Source organism: Streptomyces sp. NPDC001714 (assembly GCF_042892755.1).
GTDB lineage: Bacteria > Actinomycetota > Actinomycetes > Streptomycetales > Streptomycetaceae > Streptomyces.
Window position 1 is genome coordinate 1 of the sequence record NZ_JBIAUL010000046.1, and the last position, 18,636, is coordinate 18,636.

At 71.6% G+C, this 18,636-nt stretch carries 18 protein-coding genes; 5 read left to right on the forward strand and 13 right to left on the reverse strand.

Annotation, left to right across the window (positions count from 1 at the left end):
* The coding region (locus ACFY0P_RS50960; protein WP_388929332.1) for a hypothetical protein at window positions 1-215 on the forward strand (215 nt) is incomplete at its 5' end.
* Between the two features lie 473 nt (window positions 216-688).
* A complete protein-coding gene (gene trpS / locus ACFY0P_RS50965) occupies window positions 689-1,747 on the forward strand; it encodes a tryptophan--tRNA ligase (protein WP_388929333.1) in 1,059 nt (352 codons plus the stop codon).
* Here the strand turns inward: trpS and ACFY0P_RS50970 are convergent.
* Entirely contained in the window at window positions 1,654-2,691 is a 1,038-nt protein-coding gene (locus ACFY0P_RS50970) for a GlxA family transcriptional regulator (protein WP_388929334.1), read from the reverse strand. The genes trpS and ACFY0P_RS50970 overlap by 94 nt on opposite strands.
* A 75-nt stretch (window positions 2,692-2,766) precedes the next feature.
* Between ACFY0P_RS50970 and ACFY0P_RS50975 the strand changes: the two genes are divergently transcribed.
* Window positions 2,767-3,453, forward strand: a complete 687-nt coding sequence (locus ACFY0P_RS50975; RefSeq protein WP_388929335.1) for a cysteine hydrolase family protein — start codon at window positions 2,767-2,769, stop codon at window positions 3,451-3,453.
* A 17-nt stretch (window positions 3,454-3,470) separates the two neighbouring features.
* Here the strand turns inward: ACFY0P_RS50975 and proC are convergent, their stop codons facing one another.
* The 7 genes from proC to ACFY0P_RS51010 all read right to left on the reverse strand — a co-directional run bounded on the left by proC (window position 3,471) and on the right by ACFY0P_RS51010 (window position 8,432).
* Window positions 3,471-4,283 (reverse strand): pyrroline-5-carboxylate reductase, encoded by an 813-nt coding sequence (gene proC, locus ACFY0P_RS50980; protein ID WP_388929336.1) that lies wholly within the window; start codon window positions 4,281-4,283, stop codon window positions 3,471-3,473.
* 68 nt (window positions 4,284-4,351) lie between these two features.
* Window positions 4,352-5,143 carry an ABC transporter permease gene (locus ACFY0P_RS50985; RefSeq protein WP_388929337.1) on the reverse strand — a complete coding sequence of 264 codons (792 nt, stop codon included), beginning with the start codon at window positions 5,141-5,143 and terminating at the stop codon, window positions 4,352-4,354.
* Complete coding sequence (locus ACFY0P_RS50990; RefSeq protein WP_388929338.1) at window positions 5,140-5,976, reverse strand: ABC transporter ATP-binding protein; 837 nt, start codon at window positions 5,974-5,976, stop codon at window positions 5,140-5,142. Before ACFY0P_RS50990 ends, ACFY0P_RS50985 begins: the two co-directional genes overlap by 4 nt.
* 201 nt (window positions 5,977-6,177) lie before the next feature.
* Window positions 6,178-6,981 (reverse strand): class I SAM-dependent methyltransferase, encoded by an 804-nt coding sequence (locus tag ACFY0P_RS50995; protein WP_388929339.1) that lies wholly within the window; start codon window positions 6,979-6,981, stop codon window positions 6,178-6,180.
* A gap of 172 nt (window positions 6,982-7,153) precedes the next feature.
* Window positions 7,154-7,660: an EamA/RhaT family transporter gene (locus ACFY0P_RS51000; protein WP_388929340.1), complete on the reverse strand. Its 507-nt coding sequence runs from the start codon at window positions 7,658-7,660 to the stop codon at window positions 7,154-7,156.
* Window positions 7,661-7,716: 56 nt separating this feature from the next.
* Window positions 7,717-8,070: a hypothetical protein gene (locus tag ACFY0P_RS51005; RefSeq protein ID WP_388929341.1), complete on the reverse strand. Its 354-nt coding sequence runs from the start codon at window positions 8,068-8,070 to the stop codon at window positions 7,717-7,719.
* A gap of 41 nt (window positions 8,071-8,111) precedes the next feature.
* Window positions 8,112-8,432, reverse strand: a complete 321-nt coding sequence (locus tag ACFY0P_RS51010; protein WP_388929342.1) for an SH3 domain-containing protein — start codon at window positions 8,430-8,432, stop codon at window positions 8,112-8,114.
* A gap of 180 nt (window positions 8,433-8,612) precedes the next feature.
* On the opposite strand from ACFY0P_RS51010, the gene ACFY0P_RS51015 reads away from it, so the two are divergent.
* A complete protein-coding gene (locus tag ACFY0P_RS51015) occupies window positions 8,613-10,748 on the forward strand; it encodes a PQQ-binding-like beta-propeller repeat protein (RefSeq protein WP_388929343.1) in 2,136 nt (711 codons plus the stop codon).
* A 64-nt stretch (window positions 10,749-10,812) separates the two neighbouring features.
* Here the strand turns inward: ACFY0P_RS51015 and ilvD are convergent, their stop codons facing one another.
* From ilvD to ACFY0P_RS51035, 4 genes are all read right to left on the reverse strand, one after another.
* On the reverse strand, window positions 10,813-12,666 hold the full coding sequence (ilvD, locus tag ACFY0P_RS51020) for a dihydroxy-acid dehydratase (RefSeq protein WP_388929344.1): 1,854 nt from the start codon (window positions 12,664-12,666) through the stop codon (window positions 10,813-10,815).
* 108 nt (window positions 12,667-12,774) lie between these two features.
* Window positions 12,775-13,398, reverse strand: a complete 624-nt coding sequence (locus ACFY0P_RS51025; protein WP_388929345.1) for a TetR family transcriptional regulator — start codon at window positions 13,396-13,398, stop codon at window positions 12,775-12,777.
* Entirely contained in the window at window positions 13,395-14,225 is an 831-nt protein-coding gene (locus ACFY0P_RS51030) for a sugar phosphate isomerase/epimerase (RefSeq protein WP_351496963.1), read from the reverse strand. The genes ACFY0P_RS51025 and ACFY0P_RS51030 overlap by 4 nt, the downstream gene beginning before the upstream one ends.
* Window positions 14,226-14,352: 127 nt before the next feature.
* Window positions 14,353-15,285, reverse strand: coding sequence for a Ppx/GppA family phosphatase (locus ACFY0P_RS51035; RefSeq protein WP_388929346.1), 933 nt, complete (start codon window positions 15,283-15,285; stop codon window positions 14,353-14,355).
* A gap of 80 nt (window positions 15,286-15,365) precedes the next feature.
* On the opposite strand from ACFY0P_RS51035, the gene ACFY0P_RS51040 reads away from it, so the two are divergent.
* Window positions 15,366-16,214, forward strand: coding sequence for a hypothetical protein (locus tag ACFY0P_RS51040; RefSeq protein WP_388929347.1), 849 nt, complete (start codon window positions 15,366-15,368; stop codon window positions 16,212-16,214).
* Between the two features lie 654 nt (window positions 16,215-16,868).
* Here ACFY0P_RS51040 and ACFY0P_RS51045 read toward each other — a convergent pair.
* Window positions 16,869-18,566 (reverse strand): hypothetical protein, encoded by a 1,698-nt coding sequence (locus ACFY0P_RS51045; protein WP_388929348.1) that lies wholly within the window; start codon window positions 18,564-18,566, stop codon window positions 16,869-16,871.
* Window positions 18,567-18,636: the final 70 nt, after the last annotated feature.

An 18,636-nucleotide genomic window follows, 5' to 3' on the forward strand; every position in this document is an offset into this window, starting at 1 on the left:
TGGCGTTGACTTTTGGCACGCTGTTGAGTTCTCAAGGAACGGTCGCTTCCTTTGTACTCACCCTCTCGGGCTTTCCTCCGGGCTTCCCTTCGGTCCTGCGTTTCCGACTCTATCAGATCTTTTCTCGATCCGATTTCCTCGGCGCTTTCCAGGTTCCCGCTCTCGCGTTTCCCTTTCCGGCGTTTCCGACTCTATCAGATCCTTTCGGCGTCTGATTCCCAGTCAGCGGGAGTTGCCTTCGCGGCTGTTGGGCCGTTCCGACGAGTGAGACTTTAGCGGATTCCCGACCTCCGAGCTAATCGGGGGCCGCGTCCTTTCGAACGTGGATTCCACATTCCGCAAATACGCACGCCAAAGCCCACGACGACATGTCGCCGATTGCTGGCAGGTACTTGCGGAATGGTTGTCCGGGGACCGACCGGGGTCGGCGCTCACGTCGGACAACTCGGAGAACACTACGTATCCGGTTGGGGCGTGTCAACTCGCGGCCGGACGGCACCCCGGCGGCGTATGGTGGACCGCATGACTACGCGTACGTGTACCCAGCAGTGGTGGCCCGCCTGACGGCGGCCGCGCTCACGTACGTATTCAACGGCCGCCGCCTCGGCGGCCGTTCGCGTATCTCCCTCCAGAACCCCTGAGGGCCGGCCGCCGGGGCCGGCGGCCTCGACCAGGAGGTGGAGAGGGAATGACACGGGTCTTCAGCGGGATCAAGCCGACCGGGCACCTGACACTGGGGAACTACCTGGGGGCGATGCGGCAGTGGGCCGCGGTGGACCAGCACCAGGCCGACGCGCTGTTCTGCGTCGTCGATCTGCACGGCATGACCGTGGACCACGACCCGGCCCGGTTGCGCAGGCTCACCCGACAGGCGGCGACGCTGCTGCTGGCGGCGGGGCTGGATCCGGAGCTGTGCACCGTGTTCGTGCAGAGCCATGTCGACGAGCACACCCGGCTGTCGTACGTCATGGAGTGCGTGGCGACCGACGGTGAGATGCGGCGGATGATCCAGTACAAGGAGAAGGTCGCGAGCGAGGGTGCGCGGGGGCGTGGGGTGCGGCTGTCCCTGCTGACGTATCCGGCGCTGATGGCGGCGGACATCCTGGCGTACGGTGCGGACGAGGTGCCGGTCGGGGACGATCAGGCGCAGCATGTGGAGCTGACCCGCGATCTGGCGGTGCGGTTCAACCAGCGGTACGGGCACACCTTCGTGGTGCCGAAGGCGACCGTGCCGACGGTGGCGGCGCGGGTGATGAACCTGCAGGATCCGACGTCGAAGATGGGGAAGAGCGACGACTCCGGCCCCGGGATCGTCTATCTGCTCGACGAGCCGGACGTGATCCGGAAGAAGGTCATGCGGGCCGTGACCGACAGCGGGCGGGAGGTCGTGTACGACCGGGAGGAGCGGCCAGGGGTCGCGAATCTGCTGGAGATTCTCGCTGCGTGCACGGGCGGGAACCCTGAGTCACTGGCAACCGTTCACGATTCGTACGGCGCTCTGAAACAGGCCACCGCGGAGGCGGTGCTGGAGACGCTCAGGCCCGTGCAGGCCAGGCACAAGGAGTTGTGTGCCGATCCGGGATATGTGGAGGGGGTGCTGCGGCATGGGGCGGAGAAGGCTCGGGCGATCGCCCGGCCGATCGTTGATACGGCTTATCGGGCGATCGGGCTGTTGCCGCCTGGCGCCTTCTCGGGGTCGGGCTCGGGCTCGGTGACGGCCGAGCCCGCGTTGAACGCGGCGCGGTAGGCGCGGGGGCTGGTGGCGAGGCGCGATGCGAAGTGCTGGCGCATCGTGACCTCGCTGCCGAACCCGGCCCGGCGGGCGATCTCGGGCATGGGCAGGTCGGTGCGTTCGAGGAGTTTCTGGGCCGCGGCGAGGCGCTGGTCGAGGAGCCAGCGGAGCGGGGTCGTGCCGGTCTCCGCCGTGAAGTGGCGGGCGAAGCTGCGCGGGGACATCCCGGCGCGGGCCGCCAGGTCGGCGACCGTGAGTGGTTCGTGCAGGTGGCGCAAGGCGTGTTCGCGTACGGCGGCCAGGGTGTCGGCGTCACGGTCGGCGCGTGGTGTGGGGTGCTCGATGAACTGTGCCTGGGTTCCCGTGCGGAAGGGGGCTGTGACCATCGAGCGGGCGATGGTGGCCGCGGCCTCGGCACCGTGTGTCTGCCGGACCAGATGGAGGCAGAGGTCGATGCCGGCGGCCGTGCCGGCGGCGGTCCAGATGTTGTCGTCCTCGATGAAGAGGGCGTCGGGGACGACGGTGATGCAGGGGTGCCGGGTGCGCAGGAGGTCGATCAGGTTCCAGTGGGTGATGGCGCGGCGGCCGTCGAGCAGGCCGGCCTGGGCGAGGGTGAAGGCGCCGCCGCAGAGGGCGGCGAGGGTGGTGCCGCGGGCGTGGGCGCGGCGGAGTGCGTCGAGAACGGGGGTGGGTGCGGGGGTGAGGTGGTCGTCGAGGCCGGGGACGACGATGAGATCGGCTCGGTTCAGCCAGGCGAGGGTGCGGTCGGGGTGCAGGGCCAGGCCGCCGCGCATCGGGATGGGGGTGCTGTCCGCGGCGACTCTGCGCAGGTCGAAGGCGGGGGCGCCGCGGTCGGTGCGGTCGGCGCCCCAGACCTCGGTGATGACGGAGACGTCGAAGGCGCGGATGCCGGGGAAGGCGACGAGGGCGATGCGCTGTGCGGGGGCCGTGGTCGGCATGGCTGGCAGTAAACCATCGATCGCTGGCTTTTACCCCGCTGGGGCGTGGCGGCCGCCGGCGGCAGGATCGTGGCCATGGGAAACGACGCGGAAAGCACGCAGCGCACGGAGAACACCGAGAGGACCGAGAACACGGAGAACACGAAGAACACAGAAGGCACGGTGCTCGCGGTTGCCGCCGATGCGGCTCTGGTGGTCATCGACGTGCAGAAGGGCTTTGAGGAGCTCGACTTCTGGGGGCCGCGGAACAACCCCGGGGCCGATGAGAGCATCGCCGCGCTCATCGACGTATGGCAGGAGACCGGGCGGCCGGTGGTGTTCGTGCGGCACGACTCGTCGAAGCCGGGGTCGCCGCTGCGGCCGGGGCAGGAGGGGAACGACTTCAAGGAGTACGTGGCGGAGCGGAGGGGGAAGGGGGCTGCCGGAGGCGGTGGCGCCGAGCTGCTGGTCACGAAGTCCGTGAACTCGGCGTTTCTCGGGGCGCCGGATCTGCGGGCGTGGCTGACGGGGCAGGGCATCGGGCAGATCGTGCTGGCCGGGATCCAGACCAACATGTGCGTCGAGACGACGGCCCGGATGGGCGGGAACCTCGGGTACGAGGTGCTGGTGGCGTACGACGCGACGTACACCTTCGATCTGGTGGGGCCGTTCGGCTGGCGGCGGAGTGCTGAGGAGCTGGCGCAGGCGTCGGCCGTGTCCCTGCACGGGGGTGGTTTCGCGCGGGTGCTGACCACGAAGGAGATCGTGGCTGCGGCGCGGTGACCACCCCCGGCGGACCGTCAGTCCTTCTTGCCGGAGGCGAGTTCGCGGCTGCGGTCGCGGGCGGCTTCGAGGGCGGCGATGAGGGCGGCGCGGACGCCGTGGTTCTCCAGTTCGCGGATGGCGTTGATGGTGGTGCCGGCGGGCGAGGTGACGTTCTCGCGGAGCCTGACGGGGTGTTCGCCGCTGTCGCGGAGCATCACGGCGGCGCCGATCGCGGACTGGACGATGAGGTCGTGGGCCTTGTCGCGGGGCAGGCCGAGCAGGATGCCGGCGTCGGTCATGGCCTCGACCAGGTAGAAGAAGTACGCCGGGCCCGAGCCGGAGAGGGCGGTGCAGGCGTCCTGCTGGGACTCGGGGACCCGGAGCGTCTTGCCGACGGCGCCGAAGATCTCCTCGGCGTGGGCTACATGGGCCTCGGTGGCGTGGGTGCCGGCCGAGATGACGGACATCGCCTCGTCGACGAGGGCGGGGGTGTTCGTCATGACGCGGACGACCGGGGTGCCGGTGGCGAGGCGCTCCTCGAAGAAGGCGGTGGGGATGCCCGCGGCGCCGCTGATGACGAGGCGGTCGGCGGGGAGGTGCGGGGCGAGTTCGTCGAGGAGGGTGCCCATGTCCTGGGGCTTGACCGTGAGGATCAGGGTGTCGGCGGTCTTCGCGGCCTCGGGGTTGGTGACCGGGGTGACTCCGTGGCGGGCGCGGAGTTCTTCGGCCCGTTCGGGGCGGCGGGCGGTGACCAGGAGGTCGGCAGGGGCCCAGCCGGCGCGGATCATTCCGCTGAGCAGGGCTTCGCCGATCTTGCCGGTGCCGAGGACTGCGACTTTCTGACTCATGCCGTTCAGTCTGGCACCGGGGGTGCGGGCGAGGGCCGGTTGTCCGCTGGACGGACGTCGGCGGCGGGTCAGGCGGTCCGTCGCCGCAGGGTGGCCGCTCCGAGGGCCAGGACCAGCAGGGCGCAGCCGGCGACGATCAGGACGTCCCGGACGAAGGTGGCGGTCATGTCGGTGTGGTGGAGGACCTCGTTCATGCCGTCGACCGCGTAGGACATGGGGAGGACGTCGGAGATGGCTTCGAGGGCGGGGTGCATCTCGGAGCGGGGGGTGAAGAGGCCGCAGAGGAGGAGTTGGGGGAAGATCACCGCGGGCATGAACTGGACCGCCTGGAATTCCGAGGCCGCGAAGGCCGAGACGAAGAGACCGAGGGCCGTGCCGAGCAGGGCGTCGAGCAGGGCGACCAGGAGCAGGAGCCAGGGGGAGCCGGTGACGTCGAGGCCCAGGAGCCAGACGGCCAGGCCGGTGGCGAGGGCCGACTGGATGATCGCGAGGATGCCGAAGGCGAGGGCGTAGCCGGCGATGAGGTCGGCCTTGCCGAGGGGCATGGCGAGGAGCCGTTCGAGGGTGCCGGAGGTGCGTTCGCGGAGGGTGGCGATGGAGGTCACCAGGAACATCGTGATGAGCGGGAAGATGCCGAGGAGCGAGGCGCCGATGTTGTCGAAGGTGTGCGGGCTGCCGTCGAAGACGTAGCGGAGCAGGACCAGCATCAGGCAGGGGATGAGGAGCAGCAGCGCGATGGTGCGGGGGTCGTGGCGGAGCTGGCGCAGGACGCGGGCGGCGGTGGCGGTGGTGCGGGAGAGGTTCAGGGCGCTGACGGGGATGGCCGCGGTGGTTCCCGTGGTGGCCGGCTGAGCGGTCATCGTGCTTGTTCCTTCGTGCGGGAGTTGGCGGCGGCTTCGTCGACGAGGTGGAGGAAGGCGGCCTCGACGGTGTCGGAGCCGGTGCGGGTGCGCAGGGCCTCGGGCGTGTCTCCCCCAGCCTCCGGCCGGGAGGTGCCCCCAGCGAGGATCTCGCCCTCGCGCATGAGCAGGAGGCGGTGGCAGCGCTCGGCCTCGTCCATCACGTGGGAGGAGATGAGGAGGGTGGCGCCGCGGGTGGCGGCGATGGAGTGGAAGAGGTTCCAGAGGTCGCGGCGCAGGACGGGGTCGAGGCCGACGGTGGGTTCGTCGAGGACGAGGAGTTCGGGGCTGCCGAGCAGGGCGACGGCGAGGGAGACGCGGTTGCGCTGGCCGCCGGAGAGGTTGCCGACGAGGGCGTCGGCGTGGCTGGTGAGGTCGACTTCGCCGAGGACGCGGTCGACGTCGGCGCGGCGGGCGGCGGTGGGGCGGGTGGAGTCGAGGATCGAGCCGAAGTAGTCGAGGTTCTGGCGGATGGTCAGGTCGTCGTAGACGGAGGCGGCTTGGGTGACGTACCCGATGCGGGTGCGCAGGGAGGGGTGTCCGGCGGGGCGCCCGAGGACGTTCAGGGTGCCGGTGACCTTGGCCTGGGTGCCGACGACGGCGCGCATCAGGGTGGACTTGCCGCATCCGGAGGGGCCGAGAAGGCCGGTGATCTGGCCGCGCGGCACGGTGAAGTCGAGGCCGCGGAGGACGGTACGGGGGCCGCGGACCGCGGTGAGTCCGGCGGCCTGGACGGCGGGGGGCAGGGCTGGGTTGCCGGGGGCCTGGGGCGGCTCCGGCGAGTAATTCACCATGTGATGAATAATGCTCGGGAGGGGGTGGGGCGTCAAGGGGAGGGGGTGGGAGGGTCGGGGTCAGGCGGTGACGGGGGGACGCTTACCGGCGCTTGCAGGGTGCCGCCCGCGGCCATGTCTTTGAGGGGCGAGGGGAACTGCGCGACCAGCCCCCACCGGCCCGCGGCCGCATCGCTGCCGCGGGCCGGTGGGCGGCAGACCTCAGACGTTGAGGGCGACGAGGAGCAGGACGTCGTACGTCTCCTCGACGATGCCGTCCGGGAACGTCTTCAGGAGGTGGGCGCGTTCCTCGGCGAGGAAGTCGGTGCGGCGGGCCTCGGAGGTGACGAGGAAGGCCGAGTGGCTGCCGATGTTGGCGAGGTGGGTATCGACCGGGACGCGGCGGCTCCAGCGGACCTCACGGCGGGTGAAGCGGAGCCGGCCGCTGGGGTCGGCGAGGTCGGTGCGGTCGGTGCCCTTGCTCTGCTCGGTCGCGTTGTCGATACCGAAGAAGCGGCTGATGCGGGCGGAGGCGTCGGCGATCCAGTCGACGTCGAGTGCGCTGGTGTTCCACCACAGCGCCAGCGCCCCGCCTGGCCGCAGCACGCGGAGCGCCTCCGGGACGGAGCGGGCCGGGTCGGTCCAGTGCCAGGCCTGTGCGTAGGTGAGGAAGTCGGCGGTGGCGTCGGCGAGCGGGAGGGCGTTGCCGTTGCCGCGGACGATCGGGATGTCGGGGCGGGTGGCGTGGAACTGCGCCGCCATGCCCTCCCCCGGCTCCACCGCGACCACGTCGGCGCCGCGCGCGTGCAGGAGGGCGGTCGCGATGCCGGTGCCCGCGCCGACGTCGACCACCCGGGCACCCCTGAGGGAACGGCCGGACTCCTCCTCGACGGCGTCGAGGAGAGCAGGTGGGTAGGAGGGGCGGTTCGCGGCGTACTGGGCCGCGGCCGCGTTGAAGGAGCGCGCGCGTGCGGCGTGGGAGGGGGCGGGGGTCAAGTTTCGGGGCTGCGACTGGCCTGTGGTCATGCGGCCATCGTCCCGGCGGGCGGGGCGGGGGCGACAGGGATTTCCGCACGGTGGGTCGGATGCGGCCGGCCGGAGGGCGGACGGGCCACGCGCCTGCGCTCGTTGCCTGCGCTCGGGAGATCGCCGATGGCCCCCACTCCGGCGTTCCTTCTTTACGGCCGGTGCGTCGGCCTCAGCGCTTCCGCTTCTTCTTCGACGGGTTGCCCGAGCGGCGCGTGGTGCGGTGTTCGTGTTCCTGGACGGCCGTGTCGTACTCGGCGCGGTGGAGCTTCTCGCCGGGGGCCTCGGTGAGGGAGCGGAAGAAGTAGGCGAGGAGCGAGCCGACGAAGCCGATGGCGAGGAGGCCGCGCAGGGAGGCCTGGCGTTCGGGGTCGGGGCGCTTGCCGAAGGACTCCCAGGTGTTGCGGAAGGCCAGGGCGCTGCAGATGGCGAACATCGCGACGACGAGGACGGTCACGAAGGAGCCGGTGTCGGCGAGCTGGACGCCCTCGTAGGCGAGGCGGAGGACCAGGCAGGAGACGACGGCGGCGGCGAGCGAGCCCACGGCCACGCCGATCCGGCGGGCGGTGTAGCCGTCGTCGTGGTTCACCCAGGACGTGCCGAAGAAACGAAGGGGCTCGGGGCGGGGTCCGCCGGTGGAGCCCGCGGGGGTGTCCGGGGTGCCTGGTTCGTCGCTCACGGGACGATTATGGCGCCGGGCGGCCGCGGGCTCCGGGTCGGGTCGGACCGGCCGGGTCAGGCGCAGCGGTCGGCTACATAACCGTCGCTGCCCGTGTGGACATAGGCGTCCGAGACGAATTCGCCGTTGCTGATGTTGTCCCAGATGTTCGAGGTGCCGTAGTAGCCGGACACCGTCGAACCCGGGGTCTGGCAGTAGATCGGCACCTGGGCGCCCTCGGGCAGGACACGGGTGATGCTGTAGCTGGTGCCCGGCCCGTCGTGGACGTTCAGGCGGACCCCCGGGGCGATGGGGTAGTAGCGGACGCTGGCGGCGGCGTTCGCCGTGGCGGCGGAGCCGAGGAGCATGAGGAAGGCGCTGCCGGTGGCTGCCGCCAGTAAGAGGGTGGATCTGCGTCTGAGCGATGTCATACGAGTCCTCCGGAGTCCTAAGACCGGATCGCGAGACCGGATCAGGCGCAGCGGTCGGCCACGTAGCCGTCGCTGCCGGTGTTGACGTAGGCGTCCGAGACGTATTCGCCGTTGTCGATGTTGTCCCAGATCTTGGACGTGCCGTAGTAGCCGGACACCGTCGTGCCGGGTGTCTGGCAGAAGATCGGGACGCGGGTGCCCTCAGGGAGGATCCGCGTGATGCCGTAGCTGGTGCCCGGGCCGCTGCGGACGTTGAGGCGGACGCCCGGGGCGACCGCGTACGTCTTGACGGATGCGGCCAGCGTCGAGACAGCCTCCCCCTCGGGGCTGCTCTCTGCCTCCTGCGTGTGATCAACAGACATGTGTTACTCCCCCCACTGGACCCATGAGTGCCATGGAGTCCCGTTGATTCCCCTCATTCGAGCCACGAAACACATGTACGTAACTGGCACGCGGAGGCTAGCAAGCCGCCTCTGTCTCGTACGAGTCATCGACTAGGCTCCGTGCGTCGCGCTCCGCGGAAACAGCACGGGGGTGGTCCCTTGACGCCACAGCGCAACACCGGAGCGGGCGCGGAATCGGAACTTCCCGAGTACGCCGGGCACTACCGCCTGGAGTCCTGTCTCGGGTCCGGTGGCATGGGTGTGGTGCACCTGGCCCGCAGCACCTCGGGGCTGAAGCTCGCGGTGAAGGTCGTGCACGCCCAGTACGCCAGGGACCGTGAGTTCAGGGGCCGTTTCCGGCAGGAGGTGGCCGCCGCGCGCAAGGTCAGCGGCGCCTTCACCGCACCCGTCGTGGACGCCGATCCCGAGGCCGATCGGCCCTGGATGGCCACCCTCTTCATCCCCGGCCCGACCCTCTCCGAGCACGTGAAACGGAACGGGCCGATGCCTCCTGCGCAGTTGCGCCGGCTGATGGCCGGACTGGCGGAGGCGTTGCGCGACATCCACCGGGTCGGCGTGGTGCATCGGGATCTGAAGCCGAGCAATGTGCTGCTCGCCGAAGACGGTCCCAAGGTCATCGACTTCGGTATTTCCCGGCCGAAAGACAGCGAACTGCGCACCGAGACGGGGAAGTTGATCGGTACGCCGCCGTTCATGGCGCCGGAGCAGTTCCGGCGGCCGCGTGAGGTGGGGCCCGCCGCCGACATCTTCGCGCTCGGGTCGGTGCTGGTGCACGCCGCGACGGGACGAGGGCCGTTCGACTCCGACAGCCCGTACGTCGTCGCCTACCAGGTCGTGCACGACGAGCCCGACCTCACCGGCGTACCGGAGGAGGTCGCTCCGCTGGTGCTGCGCTGTCTCGCCAAGGAGCCCGAGGACCGGCCGACGCCCGATGAACTGATGCGGAGGCTGCGGTCGTTGTCCGCGTCGTACGACACGCAGGCGTTCATACCGGCACAGCGGGTCTTGGCAGACGGCGAAGACGGCGCCGGGCCTTCGCAGGAAGAGGAGCCTCCTGCCGCCGCACCGCAGAAAGCGCCGAAGCCGAGGAAGGCGCGGAAGACGACGCGGCGGCGCATGGCCGTCGCCGTCGGGGCCGGTGTCCTGGTCCTGGGTGGTGTGCTCGCCTCGGCGCTGTGGCTCGGCGGCAGCGATCCGACGCCGGTGGGCAGCACGGTGCACGGCTCCGCGGCCGCGTTCAAGGCGTGGCAGGCGGAGACGGTGGCCAAGAGCGGTTCGGGGATGCCCCAGTGCGTCGCCGGTGCGGGGAAGTTGCTGTGCTTCCGGTCCGGCCTGGCCTTCGCCCTCGATCCGGCGGACGGCCGTCTGCTGTGGCGGCACAGGGTCGCGGACGAACGTACGAGCGGCTCACCGTACCTGTCCGGCGGCCTCCTGTTGCTGCCGACGCACGGCGGCCGGAAGGTGGAGGCGCTCGACCCGGCCTCCGGTGCGTCGCGCTGGAAGCAGGACATGCCCGCGAACCAGGTCATGGAGTTCACCAAGAGCATGCTGCTGGCCGTAGGGACCAACGGGGTGATCACCGGCATGGACAGCAGGTCCGGTCACACCAGGTGGACCCTGCCGATCTCGGGTGGCGGCACGCCGTCCCTGAGTTCGTTCGCCGGGGATCCGTTGGTGTACGCGGCCGGCACCGCCTCCGACGGGACAGGCACCCAGGTCACCGCGCTGGATCCGGTCACCGGTGCCCAGCGCTGGAGAGTCGGGCTGACGGGGGATCTGAAGCCGGTCGGGAGCGCGGGCGGGTCCCTCTTCCTGCTGGCCTTGGATACCACCGCCGGGGAGACGGACGCGGTGGTGCGCTACACACCGGACGCGAGGGCGACCCGCCGGGTGGCACTGCCCGTTCCCCGGGTGGCTCCGGGTGCCACCGTGCGCGGCGATGTCGTCTATCTGCTGTCCGCCGGCGGCTCGCTGGAGGCGATCGACCTGGAAAGCGGCAAACAGCTCTGGGAGCTCCAGACGTCGGTGAGTCGGGGCTCGGCGCCCGTGACCGACGACCGGCACGTCTACTTCACCGCCGCCGACGGCCGCCTGCTCGCCGTCGACAGACGCAAGGGAACCCTCGTCGGCCAGACCCCGGCGCGCCTCGGCACGAACGCGGGCCAGGTCACCGCCGCCCTGTCCGCCCCCCTCCTCCTCGACACCCACCTCTACGCCACCGCCCCCGACGGCACCGTCTTCGCCGTGGACGCGGCGGATCCCGGCGACTGGTAGCAACCCCGAAAAGGGAAGGGGCCGCCCCCTGAGGTGGCGGCCCCTGCCGGGCTTGCGGGGTGGCTCAGCCCAGCTTCGTCACGTCGCGGACCGCGCCCCTGTCGGCGCTGGTGGCCATCGCGGCGTAGGCGCGCAGGGCCGCCGAGACCTTGCGGTCGCGGTTCTTCGGGGCGTAGACGCCGTTCAGGGCCTGCTCGCGGCGGGACAGCTCGGCCTCGTCGACGAGGAGCTCGATCGTGCGGTTCGGGATGTCGATGCGGATGCGGTCGCCGTCCTCGACGAGGGCGATCGTGCCGCCGGAGGCCGCCTCCGGGGAGGCGTGGCCGATGGAGAGGCCGGACGTGCCGCCGGAGAAGCGGCCGTCGGTGATCAGCGCGCAGGTCTTGCCGAGGCCGCGGCCCTTGAGGAAGGACGTCGGGTAGAGCATCTCCTGCATGCCGGGGCCGCCCTTGGGACCCTCGTAGCGGATGACGACGACGTCGCCGTGGGTCACCTGCTTGTTGAGGATCTTCTCGACGGCCTCCTCCTGCGACTCGCAGACGACCGCGGGGCCCTCGAAGGTCCAGATCGACTCGTCGACGCCGGCCGTCTTCACCACACAGCCGTCGACGGCGAGGTTGCCCTTGAGGACCGCGAGGCCGCCGTCCTTGGAGTACGCGTGCTCGACGCTGCGGATGCAGCCTTCCGCCGCGTCCTCGTCCAGGGCCTCCCAGCGCTCGGACTGGGAGAACGCCTCGGCGGAGCGGACGCAGCCGGGGGCCGCGTGCCACAGCTCGACGGCCTCGGTGGACGGGGAGCCGCCGCGCACGTCCCAGGTCTTCAGCCAGTCCGCGAGGGAGGGGCTGTGGACGGAGTGCACGTCCTCGTTGAGGAGGCCGCCGCGGTGCAGCTCGCCGAGGAGGGCGGGGATGCCGCCGGCGCGGTGCACGTCCTCCATGTAGTACGTGCGGGTCTTCGCGACGTTCGGGGCCACCTTGGCCAGGCAGGGCACCCGGCGCGAGACCTCGTTGATCTCCTCCAGGCCGAAGGGGACGCCCGCCTCCTGGGCGGCGGCGAGCAGGTGGAGGATCGTGTTGGTGGAGCCGCCCATCGCGATGTCCAGGGCCATCGCGTTCTCGAACGCGGCGAAGGTCGCGATGTTGAGCGGCAGGACCGTCTCGTCGTCCTGCTCGTAGTAGCGGCGGGTGAGGTCCATGACCGTGCGGGCCGCGTCGACGTACAGCTGCTTGCGGGCCGTGTGGGTGGCCAGGACCGAGCCGTTGCCGGGGAGGGAGAGGCCGATCGCCTCCGTCAGGCAGTTCATCGAGTTGGCGGTGAACATGCCGGAACAGGAGCCGCAGGTCGGACAGGCGTTCTCCTCGATACGGAGGATGTCCTCGTCCGAGATCTTGTCGTTCACCGCGTCGGAGATCGCGTCGACCAGGTCGAGGGTGCGGACCGTGCCGTCCACGAGGGTCGCGCGGCCGGCCTCCATGGGGCCGCCGGAGACGAAGACCGTCGGGATGTTCAGGCGCAGGGCGGCCATGAGCATGCCCGGGGTGATCTTGTCGCAGTTGGAGATGCAGACCAGGGCGTCGGCGCAGTGCGCCTCGACCATGTACTCGACCGAGTCCGCGATCAGGTCGCGGGACGGGAGGGAGTACAGCATGCCGCCGTGGCCCATCGCGATGCCGTCGTCGACGGCGATCGTGTTGAACTCACGCGGGATGCCGCCCGCCTCCTTGATCGCCTCGGAGACGATCCGCCCGACCGGCTGGAGGTGGGTGTGGCCCGGCACGAACTCTGTGAACGAGTTCGCGACGGCGATGATCGGCTTGCGGCCGATGTCCGCACCGGGTACACCGGAGGCGCGCATAAGGGCGCGGGCGCCCGCCATGTTGCGGCCGTGGGTGACTGTGCGGGACCTCAGCTCGGGCATCGTCGCTCGCTCCTTCAGACAGATAGGGCTGCTAACGAGCGTACGCCCGTTGCCCACGGCTCGGGACGAGGTGTCCGGAATGCGGGACGCATGTCTCAGCAGGGCTGGTCACGGCCCGGTGAGATGCCCCTGTACCACCGGGGCGACCCTGGCGACGATCTGCTCCAGGTCCGCGGACACCAGCGGCTCCACCTTGATCACGTAGCGCAGCATCGCGCAGCCGATCAGCTGTGCCGCCGCCAGTTCGGCGCGCAGCTCGGCGTCCGGGAGGTCCAGCTGCCCGGCGATCCGGCGCAGCAGCTGGGAGGCGATCAGGCGGCGGAAGACGGCGGCGGCCGTGTCGTTGTTGACGGCGGAGCGGAGGATCGCGAGCAGCGGGGTACGGGTGGTGGGGTTCTCCCAGATGCCGAAGATGAACCGGGTCATCCGCTCGCCGACGCCCTCCAGCGGGCCGTCGGCGATGGCGACGGGCGCGTTGAGGGCAGGGGCGAAGGCGACCGCGATGGCGGCCTCGAAGATCTGTTCCTTGGTGCCGAAGTAGTGGTGGACCAGGGCGGAGTCGACCCCGGCGGCCTTGGCGATGGCACGGACGGACGTCTTCTCGTAGCCGTGTTCGGAGAACTCCTCGCGGGCGGTGGCGAGGATACGGTCCCGGGTGTCGGCCGACTCGGTACGCGGGGGGCGGCCGCGGCGGCGGGTACCCGCGCCGTTGCCGGTCGGGGCGTCGGTCACCGGCGGGGCACCTTCACCGCCGAGGCCAGGTGCAGGCGGGTGAAGGCCAGGGCCTCCGCGAGGTCCGCCTCGCGCTCCGCGCCGGACATCGCGCGCCGGGTGTTGACCTCGATGACGACGTGCCCGTCGAAGCCGGTGACCGCGAGCCGCTCCAGCAGCTCGGCGCAGGGCTGGGTGCCGCGGCCGGGCACCAGGTGCTCGTCCTTCGCGGAGCCGCGGCCGTCGGCGAGGTGGACGTGGCCGAGCCGGCCGCCCATGCGGTCCAGCATGGCGAGCGCGTCGACGCGGGACGTCGCGGCATGGCTGAGGTCGATCGTGAAGTGCCGGTAGTCGTCCTTGGTGACGTCCCAGTCGGGGGCGTAGGCGAGCATCTCGCGGTCGCGGTAGCGCCAGGGGTACATGTTCTCCACCGCGAACCGCACATCCGTCTCGTTCGCCATGCGCCAGATCCCCTCGACGAAGTCGCGGGCGTACTGGCGCTGCCAGCGGAACGGGGGGTGGACGACGACCGTGCTCGCGCCCAGCTTCTCGGCGGCGGCCCGGGCCCGCTGGAGCTTCACCCAGGGGTCGGTGGACCAGACCCGCTGGGTGATCAGCAGACAGGGCGCGTGGACGGCGAGGATGGGGATGCGGTGGTAGTCGCTCAGCCGGCGCAGGGCCTCGATGTCCTGGCTGACGGGGTCGGTCCACACCATGACCTCTACGCCGTCGTAACCGAGGCGCGCGGCGATCTCGAAGGCCGTCGCCGTCGACTCCGGGTAGACGGAGGCCGTGGAGAGCGCGACCTTCGCATCCGGGATGCGGACGACGTCCCTTGGATTTGCCACGAGGGACAGGTTACGGGGTGGAGACGGGTGGGCAGGCGGCGCCTACTCGCCGTTGTGACCAGGGTCGCGTTGGCGGGTGCGGCGCCGTCGTGGCCGTTCGTGCAGTTTCCCGCCCCCTGAACGGGCGCTACGCGGAACCCATGTGATCAAGGCGCCGCAGGATCACGCCCTCCCTGAGCGCCCACGGGCACACCTCCAGGTTCTCCACCTCGAACAGGTCCATCGCCGCCTCGGCCACCAGCGCGCCCGCCACCAGCTGCCCCGACCTGCCCTCGGAGACTCCCGGGAGTGCGGAGCGCTGGGCCGTGGTCATGGCCGCCAGTCTCGGGACCCAGGTCTCCAGGGAGTCCCGCTTGAGTTCGCGCTGGACGTAGAGGCCGTCGGCGGAGCGGGCCGCGCCGGCGATGCGGGCCAGCTGCTTGAAGGTCTTGGACGTGGCGACCACGTGGTCGGGGGCGCCGAAGCGGCTGAACTCGCCCACCGTACGGGCGATCTCGGCGCGTACATGGCGGCGCAGCGCCCGTATGTCGTCGGAGGACGGCGGGTCGCCGGGGAGCCAGCCCGCGGTGAGCCGGCCGGCGCCGAGCGGCAGCGAGACGGCCGTGTCGGGCTCCTCGTCGATGCCGTACGCGATCTCCAGGGAGCCGCCGCCGATGTCCAGGACCAGCAGCTTTCCGGCGGACCAGCCGAACCAGCGACGGACCGCGAGGAAGGTCAGCCGGGCCTCCTCGGCGCCGGTGAGGACCTGGAGTTCGACGCCGGTGTCGGCCTTCACGCGGGCGAGGACGTCGTCGGCGTTGCTGGCCTCGCGCACGGCGGAGGTGGCGAACGGCAGCAGGTCCTCGACGCCCTTGTCCTCCGCGGCCTGCAGGGCGTCCTGGACGACACCGACCAGTTTCTCGACCCCGTCGGGGCCGATCGCCCCGTTGCCGTCGAGGAGTTCGGCAAGGCGCAACTCCGCCTTGTGCGAGTGCGCCGGGAGCGGGCGCGCGCCGGGGTGTGCATCCACCACCAGCAGATGCACCGTGTTAGATCCCACGTCGAGGACACCGAGTCTCATGTACGGAACTGTACGGAACACTGCTGACGGCGGACCCTGAGCGGTCCCCGGAGCGGCCTTCGGCGACTTACCCTGGTCGGGTGCCAAAGACGAAAAAGACGAAGGACCACAAGGCCGCCAAATCAGCCGACGGTTCTTCGCGGGCGAAGTCACCGCGGGCGTCGAAGAAGGCCCTGGCCGCGGACGAGAAGGGTCTCGACTTCGCGCGCGCATGGGTGGAGTTCCCGGACCCGGCGGACGACGAGCAGGTGTTCCGCTGTGATCTGACCTGGCTGACCTCTCGCTGGAACTGCATCTTCGGCAGCGGCTGCCAGGGCATCCAGGCGGGCCGCGCGGACGACGGCTGCTGCACGCTGGGCGCGCACTTCTCCGACGAGGACGACGAGAAGCGGGTCGCCGAGCACGTGGCGAGGCTCACGCCGGAGATCTGGCAGAACCATGCCGAGGGCACCGCGCACGGCTGGGTCTCCGAGGACGACGAGGGCTCCCGCCAGACCCGCCCGTACCAGGGCTCCTGCATCTTCCAGAACCGCCCCGGTTTCGCCGCCGGCGCGGGCTGCTCGCTGCACATCCTCGCGCTGCGGGAGGGCCGCGAGCCGCTGGAGACCAAGCCGGACGTCTGCTGGCAGCTCCCGATCCGCCGGACGTACGACTGGATCGACCGCCCCGACGACACGCGGGTCCTCCAGGTCTCGATCGGCGAGTACGACCGCAGGGGCTGGGGCCCGGGCGGCCACGACCTGCACTGGTGGTGCACCTCGGCGACCTCGGCGCACGGCGCGGGCGACCCGGTGTACGTCTCCTACCGCGCGGAACTGACCGAACTGATGGGCAAGGCGGGCTACGACCGCCTGGCGGAGCTGTGCGAGGAGCGCCTCGCCTCCCAGCTCCCACTGCTGGCGCCACACCCGGCCGATCCGGTCGAGTAGGGCTCACTGCAGCGCCCCGAAAGGGGCGCTGGGGGTACCCCCGGCCGAAGGCCGGCGGAGGAACTGCGCGACCGGCCACGCCGCCGCACCCACCGACGCACCGCACCCGAAACGGCGGATGGCGCGCCCAGCCCGGCACCGCCGAATTCCACCGTCGTGGCCGAGCACCGTCGCGGCGGGAGGAGGAGACCGGCGGTAGCAAGAGACCGGCAGAGGAAGCGGGCCGGCAGAGGCCAGGGACCGGCAGAGAAAGCGGACCTGCAGAGGCCAGGGACCGGCAGAGGCCAGGGACCGGCAGAGGAAGCGGGCCGGCGGAAAGAGGTCGGCCGCTGACGGTGCCCGCGCAGTCGGTGGGCTCTCTGCGCTTGCGGAACTCGTGGCGGGCCCTCTGCGCTCGCGGAACCCGTGGCAGGCCCTCGGTGCTCGCCGCGTCCGTAGCGGGCCTTCCGCGCTCGCGGAACCCGTGGCAGGCCCTCCGCGCTCGCCGCGTCCGTAGCGGGCCCTCCGCGCTCGCGGAACCCGTGGCAGGCCCTCCGCGCTCGCCGCGTCCGTAGCGGGCCCTCCGCGCTCGCGGAACCCGTAGCGGGCCCTCTGCGCTCGCCGAGTCCGTAGCGGGCCCTCTGCGCTCGCCGAATCCGTAGCGGGCCTCGCGACTCACGGAGTCGGTGGCGGGCTCTCGCTGTCGGGGGCCGTTGGCGAAGCCGGCGGCGTCGGACCCGTGGTGTCCGACTCCGTGGGCGTCGGCGTGGGCGAAGCCGACGTCGGCGGATCGCTGACCGGTGGTGACGGCCGCGTCGGGTCGGATGCCGTCGCTGTCGGCCTCCCGGTAGCAGGGGGCGGTTTCGGCCCCCCGCGCGGCGGCGGAGCCATCCCGTACCCGTCGATCGAGACCACCGCCCCCGCCGGCGCCACCGCCACCCGCGCGCTCCAGTGCCCGGCCGGCTCCCGCAGATGATCGACGTACACCTTGATCGTGAACGACTCGCCCGGCCGGAGCGTTCCCGACGGCCGGGAGAAGTACAGCCAGCCCGCCGAGGTGGACACCGACCACCGCACCGCCGCGTCGCCGGACGCCGCGAACGTGATCAGCGTCGTGTCGCCGTCGTTCGCGGCCGTCACCGCGAGGTGCCCCGGGCCGGCATTCCTCCGGTCGGCTCCCGTGACGCTGATCACCTCCACCGACACGTCGGCCTTGCCGTCCTTGCCGATGCGCGGCCCGGGCCTGGTGCTGGCGTTGCCGGCGTTCTCGTAGCCCGCCCCCGTGTCGCCGTCGAGCGCGTCGGGTCCTGCGGCCTCCCGCGCGGTCGCGGACGGCTCGTGGCCCTCCCCCGCCGGCGAGCCCCGGTACGCCGCCCACAGGGCCAGCACCGGCGCGGCCACCACGGTGGCGACGACGGTCGTCGTGACGGCACGCGCGCGTAGCCGGTCGCGGCGGGCCGCGCGGTCCTTGGGGTCCATCGGGAAGCCGCGCCGGTCGAAGCGCGGGGCGGCGGCGCCACGCGCGCGTGGCTGGTGCGCCATGGCCACGTGCAGGGCCGCGCGGGGCGCCTCCAGGACGGGCAGCTCGGCGGGCGTGGTCATCGCGCCGGGCCACCGGCCGGGGGCCGCGCGTTCCGCGGTGCGGCGGCAGCGCGGGCAGTCGTCGACGTGCCGGACCAGTTCGCGGCGCAGGGCGCTGCTGAGGACCAGCTGGCTGTCGCCGGTGAGGTGGGACACGCTCGGGCAGCCGCCGGTCTCGACGACGGCGAGGGCCGCGCGGGTGCGTTCGACCTCGCAGGCGGCGGAGGCGAGCAGCTCCCGGGCGCCGGCCAGGTCCATGCCGAGGACGGCGGCGACCTCGTGGGCGGCGAGGTGGTGGCGTACCGCGAGTTCGAGCGCTTCGCGTTGCTCGGGGGTGGTGCCGGCGGCTTCCGGCCAGGCGAGCAGGGCGAGTTCGTGGCGCCGCTGCTCCTGGGTGTCGGCGGGGGCCACGGGGTCGGGGGCGGGGGCGGGGTGCCGGCCCGCCGCGTGGGTGGCCTGACGTTTCTGCTTGGCCTGGGCGAGCCCGCGCAGGCAGGCCCAGCGGGCCAGTGCGTACAGCCAGGCCCTGCGGTCCCCGGCGGCCTCCGGGACGCGCTGGCCGCGCCGCTCGGCGAGGGCGAGGACGTCCCCGAGCGCGGCGGTGGCCGCGTCGTGGTCGCACAGCACCGAGAGGCAGTAGGTGAACAGCCCGTCCAGGTACGGCTCGTAGCGGGCCTGCGGTCGCTGCGCCAGCGCACGCGCCGCCGCGCGGTCACGCGTCGTGCGCGCCTCCCGGTGCGCCCGGTGTGCGCCGGTCATGCGGGGCGAGGTCTCCGGACTGATGCTCATCACCCGTGCGACCGTAGGCGGCGCCGGATGGCCCCTTCTGGCGGCTTGAGCTCTTTTAATCCGTACGGGTGAA